Origin of the sequence: Microcystis sp. M_QC_C_20170808_M9Col (genome assembly GCF_007095495.1) — a bacterium.
Taxonomy (GTDB): Bacteria; Cyanobacteriota; Cyanobacteriia; order Cyanobacteriales; family Microcystaceae; genus Microcystis; species Microcystis aeruginosa.
In genome coordinates this window covers 1-10,404 of the sequence record NZ_SFBZ01000136.1, presented here as the reverse complement: position 1 = coordinate 10,404, position 10,404 = coordinate 1, and the positions used below count along the sequence as shown (strand labels likewise).

Genomic DNA, 10,404 nt, shown 5'->3' with positions numbered 1-10,404 from the left:
AAACGAGGGTTATATCGTACAGATAAGGGGATTCTGGTTCAATCTGATGTCATAGGTTCCTACAATATTTTACGAAAAGCATTCCCAAATGCGTTTAACCGCTATGGGATAGAGAGGTGTGTAGTTCACCCAAGGAGAATCAATCTCTCGAAGTAAAAGTGAAAGGAATTTCTGAAATGGAATTCAGTCTGTCTATATTTGACTATACTTTTACTAACTATTATTAGTGCTTGGTTAGCCAGACAACTGATCTACAGCCAAGAATATGCAGTGCGCTACTATCATGATGGTAAAGGCCTAGTTTTTCCCAATTGCGATCGACCCAATTGGACGGAATTTCTCTATCAAGGTTTTTGTATGGCGGCTTGTTATCAAACCTCCGATACAAGTATTAATAGTACGGCGATGCGGCGACTGGTAGCAACCCAAGGGATGCTTTCCTATTTTTTATCCGTCTCGATTATTGCTATTATTTTTGGAATGATTGGTAATTTACTCTCAGCAAAAAAGATATTTTATTAAGGAAGTTATGGTTCATCAGAAAATTAATCTCGATCGCCTTAGTCCGGAAGAGGCACTAATTACCCCCACCTATGCTTCCCGCGCCCTGACTTCCGCTGTACCTAAATACGAGATTCCCGAGGGAGAAATGCCGCCGGCGGTGGCCTACAATTTAATCCGCGATGAACTCGCCCTTGATGGTAATTCTCGCCTGAATCTGGCTACTTTTGTCACCACTTGGATGGAACCGGAAGCCAAACAATTAATGGCGGAAACCTTCGATAAAAACATGATCGACAAGGATGAATACCCACAAACTGCCGAAATTGAACTGCGTTGTGTGAATATGATCGCTAGACTCTGGAATGCTCCCGAAAGCGAAGCGGCAACCGGTTGTTCTACCATTGGTTCTAGTGAAGCGGCGATGTTGGAAGGCATGGCTTTAAAATGGCAATGGCGCAAACGCCGACAAAAAGAGGGTAAACCCACCGACAAACCTAATTTAGTCATGGGCATTAATGTGCAGGTTTGTTGGCAAAAATTCTGTCGTTATTGGGAGGTAGAACCGCGTTTTGTGCCGATGGAAGGGAATCGTTTTCATCTCAAGGCGACCGAGGCAATTAAACTAATTGATGAGAATACGATCGGGGTAATTGCAATTATGGGTAGTACCTTTGATGGTAGTTATGAACCCGTCCAAGAAATTAATGAGGTTCTAGAAACATTGAACAGAGAAACCGGCTGGCAAGTTCCCCTGCACGTCGATGGTGCTAGTAGTTGCAAGAATAGCTTTCAGATGTGAAAATTTCCCTCCTGTCTCAACCTAGAAGAGCTGCATCTCATCGAGGACAGTAATGCCTAAATATTACCCGAATACACACAAAAAAATCTGACTTAATCCTATGCAATTTGTACCAGTTGTCGATATTAATCAAAGATATTTAATGCTAACTACACCATCTAAAGCTAGAGGATGGATGAAAAAAATTGGGCATACCTTGATAATATTTTTTGTAGTTTTACTACTGACTCTAACTTCCCCTCTTTTGGGAATAGCTCAAAATCCGACACAACCGGAAAATAAAATTGACGGCTTTCCAGTTATGTTAGATGGAAAAACTCTCTTTTTTATCCGGCGGGGAGTTTCTTCATTTTCGGCGGAGGAGAGAGCTAACGCTATTACCCGGAGAATTGAAAGAATTGCTCAAAATGATTCTATTCCTATTGAGAACCTGACAATTGAGCAGATTCCTGATGATAACTCACTTTATTTAAGTGTAGATCAAGAAGTGATTCTAACGGTGACGGAGCGAGATGCAAAAGCCTATCGTTCAACGCCGGAGGTTTTAGCTCAACAAGCTTTACAAAAAATTCAGGTTGCTATCGCTCAATATCGCCAAGATCGAAAACCCGAACAACTACTTAAGAACATCATTTATACGGTTATAGCCACCTTTGCTTTCTTGATTATTAGCTTTGCAGTTATCAAAATTTCAGGGAAGCTATTTCCCTTTATTAGACGTTTGATTGAATCCTTGACACCGGGCATTCAAATCGGGAATGTTGAGATTATATCTTCCTCTAATATAAGCTTTTTTTGGCTGCGAGTTCTTCGGATAATTCGCTTACTTGTTCTCTTTTTATTATTATTTAATTATGCAACATTTGTACTTCGTTTATTTCCCTGGACAAGAGTTTTTGGCGAGAGTATTTTAGGTTATTTTTATCAATCATTAGAACTGGTTTTATCGTCCATTGGCCAATATCTTCCCAATGCCTTTATTATTGCCATAATCATTTTTATAACCTACTACTTAATCCGGCTAATCAAGCCCTTTTTTACAGCAATAGAAAGAGGAAATCTGGTTATTCCTGGTTTTTATACTGATTGGGCTAAACCTACTTACAATCTCCTATTAGTCATAATTATTGCCTTAGCAGCAATAGTGGCTTTTCCCTATTTGCCCGGTTTTGATTCCCCTGCTTTCCGCGGTGTTTCTGTTTTTCTTGGTCTTCTTTTATCCCTTGGTTCTACTTCGGCGATCGCCAATGTTATTGGGGGAATTATTCTTATCTATACCCGTGCCTTTCGCATCGGAGATCACATTCAAGTGGGAGAGGTAATTGGCGATCTAATTGAAAAAAACTTCCTAGTCATTCGCATTTGCACTCCCACTAATAAAATTATTACTATTCCTAACTCATCTTTATTAAGTAGTAATGTGATTAACTTTAGTATTTCCTCGCGGGAATTAAACAGAAATCTAATTATTCAGACAACGATTACCCTAGGGTACGATCTGCCTTGGCGAAAAGCCCACAAAACCTTAATTGAAGCTGCTCTAGAAACTGTGCATATTCTCAAAGAACCCGCACCTTTTGTCCTGCAAACTAGCCTAGATAATTTTTACATCAGTTATCAATTAAACGCTTACACTAACCAACCCAATTTGATGGTAATAATTTATTCAGAACTCCATCAAAATATTCAAGACAAGTGTAATGAAGCTGGGATTGAGATTCTCTCTCCCAGTTACACCTCCCTACGAGATGGAAATACAACAACCATTCCCGAAAATTATTTACCTTCCGATTATGTTGCGCCTCCCTTTCGTGTTCAATCTTCAGACAATCAAGAAAACAACACATTTTGACACCAAATCCGTTTTTAAGCGCTTACTGTTGGCGGATTATTAATATAATGTTAATTGAGCTTAGAAGGAGATAAATCGATGACGGCATCCTATGAGCAGGACTTTCGACTTTGGGACGAACAAATTTGAGTCTTCACCCCGACATTTGAGATAAAATGCCTCTATTACACATCTAAGCCACTACTCCGTCAGACTTCTGGTGTGAGGAAACAGTGAACTGAAAACTCAAATCCGATCCCTAATAGCTGTCTCCCGTCTCGGAGTCTCCCGTCTCGGAGTCTCACGTCTCGGAGTCTCCTGTCTCGGAGTCTCGACTAGGAAATTAATTTTGCACGACTACTTACTATAAGAATTCATCTTTCTATCGTATTGAGGACGACAGGGACTGCCCCAAGCGACCTTTTGAGCGGGAATATCAGCAAATACGCTACTTCTTGCCCCAATAACAACATTAGAGCCAATTTTTACCCCCGGAGCCAAAAAACAATCGGCCGCGATCCATGTACCATTACCAATGAGGATGGGAGTGGTTTTTAAGCTGAAAGAGCGATCGCAGGGATCGTGACTGCCAGTGCAAAGATAACATTTTTGAGAAATCACACAATGACTGCCGATGGTAACGTTATCTAAACTATAAATCACCACATCATCGCCAATCCAAGTATAATCGCCGATCGCCACTTTCCAAGGATAAGTAACCCTTGCCGTCGGGCGAATTTTCACCCCAAGGCCGATTTTAGCCCCGAATAGTCGCAAAATAGCGCAGCGAAAGCTGTCCATTTGGTGCAAACTGAGGGGAAAAAGAATTCCCTGTACTAACCACCAAAGTAGGATAATCGGATGAGAACGACCGCGCTCAAACCAAGATTGATCGTAGGTACGCAGATCTAGCCACGCTTCCTCATCGGTGCGGATTTCTGGGGACATAGGACTTATTTAATCATTTCTACCGGTTGAGGTTCCGAGGGTTTAACCGGGGGATTAGCATGGGCATTAACGTTTAATTTACCGCCAAATTGCCGTAATTCGTACAATTTAACCCCTATTTGGTATTCGTACTGACTCAAAAGACGACCGTAGATATAACCAGCTTTGCCATCCAAGAAACCGAGACGGATAAAATAAAAGAGAATAAAGCGCAGCAGCGGTTTAAAGGGCAATTTTACCCAAATTTTCTTTAAAAAACGTTTTCTCTGCACCGCATCACCGAACAGGTTCGCTCCGATCGTGCCGCTTTCGTCATTACCCGTGAGAATATTGTAATAAACTCGCGCCTCCCAGTTGGAATAACGATTATGTCTTTCTAACCAATGATAGATATCGCGGAAATCGATGTGCAGCATATCATTTTTCAGATATCCCACCTTGCCATCGAGGATAACGTGTTCGTGAACCTCGTTATCTCCCGTGTTGGGGATATCTTCCGTGTTTAAATTCTCGTATCTGCCCGACTTATGTTTAAATAAGCGCAGATTCCAGTCGGGATACTTGCCACCATAACGAATCCATTGTCCGAGGAAGAAGACGCGACGATTGAGATAATAACCGTTATAGTTGGGATCTTGGATCACGCTGGCAATTTCGTCCCATAGTTCGGGGGTGATTCTCTCATCACAATCGACGATTAATACCCATTCATTGCGAAAAGGCAGATTATCGAGGGACCAGTTTTTCTTTTTCGGCCAACGACCATTAAAATAAAATTGGACTACATTAGCCCCATAGTTTGTAGATATTTCGATCGAGCGATCGCTACTTTGGGAATCGACGACAAACACTTCATCAGCCCTAGCAACACTCTCTAAACAGGCGGGAAGGTTAGATTCCTCGTTTTTGGCGGGAATTAACACCGAAACGGGAATTTTTTCTGATTGACTAAACATTGGTACACTGTGGCTAGGTAGAGTGTTCGCATCTTTCCTTAAAACCCTTAGTTACTCAGAAAGCGAGAACTAGGACTTAAGATTTTTTTCAATCATACTATACCTTATTCGGTTTTTTACCTTATCCCTAGGCTTGAACCTAAGAGAGAGACTCCTAGAGACTTGCATATTCTCCCAGAAAATAGTGAAAAATTTGATCGCTAATTTCTAACTGCGAAATAGACGACTATACTGGGTTTCGTGGTTCATACTGGCAAAACTTAGCCCCCAACTCCAACTGCTCAGGTTTTCATCGGCTAAACTGATAATATCTGCTGTTGCTGTTAATAAACTGGGCTGTAAACCGATCAGAAGGGATTGTCCTAGGGTTTGCCCTAGGGGAATTAAACGCAATCCTGCATTGATTAAATTACTTGCCCAACTGTGTAAATAGCCTAAAACCGCTAATTCTTCGCCAATTTGCCAATTACTTGCCCCGATCGCAAAAGCGGTGGCATAATTAGCCTGTTCTGGTAGATTATCTCTGGCCGGCGCTAACTCCCGCAATAAGTTTAACAGCGATCGCCCCATTTGCCAGCTTTGTTGTCTTAATTCGGCTGTTTCCCGCGTTGCCGATAACCAATTGTCCCAATAATTAAGTTTTGTAAAATCCTCTTGACAAAAACAACGATATACCCTTACCAAAACAGCCGCTTCTAAGCGAATCGAGCCTTGACATAGCGATCGCTCTAACCAATCATTTAAGCTGGCACTATTGGAGATAATCCCCTTTTCGACGAGGGTTTCTAGCCCCTCGGAATAACTATAAGCCCCCACGGGTAAAATGGGACTAGCCAATTGTAATAAACACAAAAGTTCTTTTTGATCGAGCATAGAAAACCGAGAAAATTGTCCTTAACACAATTAGGGAAATGCTTGGCGCTTCCGTATGTAGATCGGTAGAAAGCGGCACTCTGTGAATTATACCGTGATTAATAGCCACAATTATAAACTACTATACTTATGTCCTCACGAGAACAGCATTTTCTGAAAATAAATCTTGTCGTTCTCCTCTTGATTTTAGCTTTGATTGCTGGGGTTGATCGGGAAAAATTACACTCTAGTCTTTTATTTTATCCTCCCGCTACTCCCCCAACTCCGCTCGCTGGTTTATTAACCCATGCTTTTCAATTGCTTTGTTGTCTGCCCCCGATTGTTTGCCTTTTTAGTTATGCTTTATTGTCCCGCAAGACAAGTTTCAATAATTCTCGCCATTTTTTACTTGTTTCTGGCATAATAACGGGACTTTTTGCCATCAATGAAATCTTCAGAATTCATATCATTCTCCTCTATTTTAATATTCCCAAATTCTTGACTATCTCTGTTTATGCCCTCGCAATTCTGATTTATGGTTTAGCATTTTGGCGGCGAATAATACAAACTTATTACCAAATTTTAATCATCGCTTTAGCACTTTTAACTTTGGCGATCGCTATCGATTTTCTCCAGATTAAAAATCAAGGTTTTGCTAGTCTAAGTGAAGGAATTCCTAAACTGTTAAGTGCTGTGAATCTAGCTGGCTATTTTTGGGATGTATGTTTTCAAGAAATTTCCGCCCAGATCAAATCCCAATAAATTATCCATTCAGCTGTTTAACCAGATGTAAAATTTCGGGAAGAATCAGTTTTTCTAGGGCTAATTTAACGGCATTAGTGGAACCGGGGAGAGAAAAGACTAATAAGTTTTGATAAACCCCAGCTATTGCCCTTGATGCCATGGCACGGGAGCCAATTTCCTGATAGCTGAGATAACGAAATAATTCGCCAAAACCGGGCAAAGTAATCCTTAATAAAGGTACTAAAGCATCATAGGTATTGTCTCTGGGAGCAATACCCGTACCCCCATTGAGAATTAAGACTTTTATCTGATTTTGATTACTAATCTCTGGTAAGATTGCTTGAATTTGTAAGGGTTGATCGGGGATAATTAAGTATAGGCCAATATCATGACCCGATCGAGTTAGTAACTCTTGAATTATTTGGCCACTCCTATCCGTCTCTGGGGTACGAGTATCGCTCACCGTGACTACGGCACAGGTAAGGCGGCAAAAAGTTTTTCGGTGGTGGCAGGGTGTGGGGTGTGGGGTTTTACCAGTTTTGAGGTGGCCAATTACCTAATTTTCAGGGAAAAAGTGCCTAAATTTCCCCCCGATCACTCCCATATCCAGTACTTTTTGATTGACAAAAGGCCTAAAAGTCTTACCCAACAAGGTTTTTAGATTTATTCAGCCAGCCCTAATTAGGGATCAGCTGAGAGTTGGAGAAAAACAAGTATTGAGAACAAATGTATGTACTAAGTAGCCAGTGCAGTCAACCGAGAATAAAAAACTTAACTTTTGCAAGTATTGCTGATTTTTGCCGGTTTTTGGAACCTTTTCGCCGGTAATGATGACAAGGTGACAGGAGCTTCTAGAGAACAGATTATCCCAAAATAACAAAATCGAGATTATCATCTAATTGGTATAGATTATGACTGGAATTATGAGTCAACTCAGTCCCCTACAAGCCGAACAAATCAAGGAAATCGGGACTTATTTACGTCAAAAACGGGAAGAAAGCGGCCTGAGCATAGACGATATCGCCGCCCTGACGATGATTAGAGTACCAATGCTAGAAGCGTTGGAAACGGGGAATTGGCAGAAATTACCAGAATTAATTTATGTCAAGGGATTTATCAAACGCTACGGTGATGCTCTAAAAATTGATGGTAAAGCTTTAGCCGATCGCTTGTCTCCTAGTGCGGAACAATTAGCTCAAGAGGTAACTATCCCGAAAACACTGCCCACAAAAGTTACCCCTCTCCCCAAGGCTGAACCGGCTGCCCCAAAAGTGGAACCGGTGAAACCAGAAAAACCAGCCCTGGAAACTAGCCCCCAACCGGCTAAATCAACCTTTTTCGGGATGTATCTCTGGCTAGGCTTGCTGGCGGGCATATTTTGTGGTATTGGCTATCTTTTCCTCCGTCCCCCTCTCTCTAACCTCCCTGCCGTTACTCCCTCTCCTTCCCCCGTGGTTTCCCCCGCGCCGGTAGTCCCTCCCGCACCGATAGCCTCTCCTTCCCCTTCTCCTCAGTCAAAAGTTCCCCTCTCGGCCCGGGTAACTATTGAACAGGCCGCTTGGGTAAGGGTAATTGCCGATGGCAAAAAAGTCCATGAAGGCAATCTCCAACCCGGGACTAAACAAACTTGGACAGCCCAAAAGAGTTTAAATATTCGATCGGGCAATGCTGGCGGTGTTAAAATCTCTCTTAACGAAAAACCTGCCCAATTAATGGGTAAAGCTGGCCAAATTGGCGAAATCACCTTAACTGCACCCCCTCTCAGTGATCAGTAAACAGTAATCAGTAATCAGTGAACTAAAAACTCACATCTGAAAACAAGGGCCGAATCTAAGACCTAATTGGTTAAGCTAAAAGCTTTGATGTGCTTAGTTTCTAACCTTCTTTTTAGGTAGGAGAATTGTCAGATTCTGTCTTTTGCCCCTTGCCTTCAGAAGCTGAAAACTGATAACTGATCACTGATAACTGATAACTGATTAGGCTGCATTATCCCAGATGGGGGTAAGGGTCTGATAATCGTAGCGGGAAGCGTTAGGATGACAGCTGACACAGGTGGTATGACCGAGAGGAGTGGGTAAATTGACCCTAGGATGCAAAACCTTTACATAGGTGGACTGTTCAATTAGGAGGGGAACAAAAGTAGTCTGGGTAAGAGGGCGGGAAGAATAACTGAGATAATCCCAGATAAGACGCTGAGTAATGCCAACAATTGGTTTTAAACGGATACCATAGTGAGAATTAGGATTTTCTAGGATTTTTTTCCAAGTTTGACTGGGTAGGATGCTGGGAGGAATGGCAATATGGCAAGTGGCACAATTTTCTAGATAGGTTTGCTGTCCAATTTGATAACGATTCAGCAATGTATCCGAGGAAGGCGATTGGGCGATCGCTGGTTGTTTAAGTAGCGAAGCCAGTAGAATACCCCCTAGAATACTGAGGAGAAAGAGGATCAGAAAAAAAATCGATTTCACTTGACCGCTGGAAGGCATGACTGGGATGACGAGTAATTGAACACAATTTTGACACTCTCGCCATCACAATGCCAAGCTGTGTGATGGGAGATTCTTGCTTCACAGAAACCTGCTTTTTGAGACGAATCCCAACGAGTCTTACAGTCTCTCCACAAGCTTAAACTCCTGACTGCCCATCAGTATTTGGGTTCTTCTGGTTTATCGAAAATTTGGGTTAAAACCCCGTCGTTTTACGACGGCTTTTCCTGATTTTTGATGTAGCACTTAAGAACTTCCAGTGGCGCACCTCTCAGTTATCAGTTATCAGTTATCAGTTATCAGTGGGTAAGTTATCAGTTATCAGATGTGAGTTTTTAAGTGTGCAGTATTAAATAAGTAGTCGTGCAAAATTAATTTCCTAGTGAAGATAGGCAAGAGGCAAGAGACAAGAGGCAAGAGGTGGTTAGATATGTGTAATTAATTTTGCTTAGGTACTTAGAAGTTTCCTACTGTCTTTTTACTGATTACTGATCACTGATTACTAACCGACTTGGCATTATTGGCATTATTGACAGACCTAGTTAGAATAGAGTACAGACACACACATCTTAACCCAATGAAAGCGAGGTATCAATACCGTATTTACCCAACAGACCAACAAAAGAGGCTTTTGTCTCAGTTGTTCGGGTGTGTGCGTGTTGTCTGGAACGATACCTTAGCTTACTGCCAAGAACTCTATCGACAAGGGGAGAAAAAGCCAAAATATACTGAGTTATCTAAAAGACTAACTCAAGTCAAGAAAACAGAAGAAAAACAGTGGTTAACCGAGGTTTCTTCTATCCCTTTACAGCAGTCTTTGAGAGATTTAGAGACAGCCTATTCTAACTTTTTTGCATCTTGTAAGGGAGAAAGAAAAGGAAAGAAAGTCAAACCTCCCAAGTTTAAAAAACGTAAATCTAAACAATCGGCAAGATTTACTGACAATGGTTTTACCATCAATCAATATCACGTTACTTTAGCGAAAATCGGTGATTTAAGAATCGTTTGGAGTCGCCCATTACCTTCTAAACCTTCTAGCGTCACCGTGATCAAAGACGCATCAGATCGATACTTTCTTAGTTTTGTCGTCGAGATTCAGCCTGAAATACTTCCTAATAATGGGGAGTCAGTAGGAATTGATCTAGGGATTGCTACCTTTGCTACTCTCTCAACAGGGGAAAAGATAGACGCACCGAAACCGTTAAAGAAACGATTAAAACGACTAAGAAAAGCACAGAAAAACCTTTCTAGAAAACAGAAAGGAAGTAACCGACGGGAAAA

General features: G+C 41.6%; 11 protein-coding genes. 6 read left to right on the top strand and 5 right to left on the bottom strand.

The features are described 5' to 3' along the window. The first annotated feature begins 198 nt into the window (after positions 1 to 198). The 3 genes from EWV68_RS08235 to EWV68_RS08225 all read left to right on the top strand — a co-directional run bounded on the left by EWV68_RS08235 (position 199) and on the right by EWV68_RS08225 (position 3,155). Entirely contained in the window at positions 199 to 522 is a 324-nt protein-coding gene (locus EWV68_RS08235) for a DUF1345 domain-containing protein (RefSeq protein ID WP_061433037.1), read from the top strand. A gap of 7 nt (positions 523 to 529) precedes the next feature. Continuing rightward, complete coding sequence (locus EWV68_RS08230; RefSeq protein WP_287169448.1) at positions 530 to 1,303, top strand: pyridoxal-dependent decarboxylase; 774 nt, start codon at positions 530 to 532, stop codon at positions 1,301 to 1,303. A gap of 100 nt (positions 1,304 to 1,403) precedes the next feature. Then, complete coding sequence (locus EWV68_RS08225) at positions 1,404 to 3,155, top strand: mechanosensitive ion channel family protein (RefSeq protein WP_287169447.1); 1,752 nt, start codon at positions 1,404 to 1,406, stop codon at positions 3,153 to 3,155. 336 nt (positions 3,156 to 3,491) lie between these two features. On the opposite strand, the gene hpsU is transcribed toward EWV68_RS08225, so the two are convergent. The 3 genes from hpsU to EWV68_RS08210 form a co-directional block, all read right to left on the bottom strand. Further along, on the bottom strand, positions 3,492 to 4,082 hold the full coding sequence (gene hpsU / locus EWV68_RS08220; protein ID WP_061433039.1) for a hormogonium polysaccharide biosynthesis acetyltransferase HpsU: 591 nt from the start codon (positions 4,080 to 4,082) through the stop codon (positions 3,492 to 3,494). Positions 4,083 to 4,087: 5 nt separating this feature from the next. Beyond that, positions 4,088 to 5,038 (bottom strand): glycosyltransferase family 2 protein, encoded by a 951-nt coding sequence (locus tag EWV68_RS08215; RefSeq protein ID WP_061433040.1) that lies wholly within the window; start codon positions 5,036 to 5,038, stop codon positions 4,088 to 4,090. Between the two features lie 207 nt (positions 5,039 to 5,245). Next, entirely contained in the window at positions 5,246 to 5,911 is a 666-nt protein-coding gene (locus EWV68_RS08210) for an urease accessory protein UreF (protein ID WP_061433041.1), read from the bottom strand. A gap of 129 nt (positions 5,912 to 6,040) precedes the next feature. Here EWV68_RS08210 and EWV68_RS08205 point away from each other — a divergent pair, with 129 nt between their 5' ends. Then, a complete protein-coding gene (locus EWV68_RS08205; RefSeq protein ID WP_287169446.1) occupies positions 6,041 to 6,652 on the top strand; it encodes a DUF8692 domain-containing protein in 612 nt (203 codons plus the stop codon). A gap of 1 nt (position 6,653) precedes the next feature. On the opposite strand, the gene EWV68_RS08200 is transcribed toward EWV68_RS08205, so the two are convergent. Next, on the bottom strand, positions 6,654 to 7,187 hold the full coding sequence (locus EWV68_RS08200; protein ID WP_502705879.1) for a MogA/MoaB family molybdenum cofactor biosynthesis protein: 534 nt from the start codon (positions 7,185 to 7,187) through the stop codon (positions 6,654 to 6,656). 358 nt (positions 7,188 to 7,545) lie between these two features. On the opposite strand from EWV68_RS08200, the gene EWV68_RS08195 reads away from it, so the two are divergent. Further along, complete coding sequence (locus EWV68_RS08195; protein WP_287169445.1) at positions 7,546 to 8,409, top strand: helix-turn-helix domain-containing protein; 864 nt, start codon at positions 7,546 to 7,548, stop codon at positions 8,407 to 8,409. A 201-nt stretch (positions 8,410 to 8,610) separates the two neighbouring features. On the opposite strand, the gene EWV68_RS08190 is transcribed toward EWV68_RS08195, so the two are convergent. Further along, positions 8,611 to 9,123: a dihem cytochrome c family protein gene (locus EWV68_RS08190; RefSeq protein WP_287169444.1), complete on the bottom strand. Its 513-nt coding sequence runs from the start codon at positions 9,121 to 9,123 to the stop codon at positions 8,611 to 8,613. A 577-nt stretch (positions 9,124 to 9,700) separates the two neighbouring features. Here EWV68_RS08190 and EWV68_RS08185 point away from each other — a divergent pair. Beyond that, positions 9,701 to 10,404 (top strand): RNA-guided endonuclease InsQ/TnpB family protein (locus EWV68_RS08185; RefSeq protein WP_287169443.1); only part of this gene is annotated, 704 nt, incomplete at its 3' end.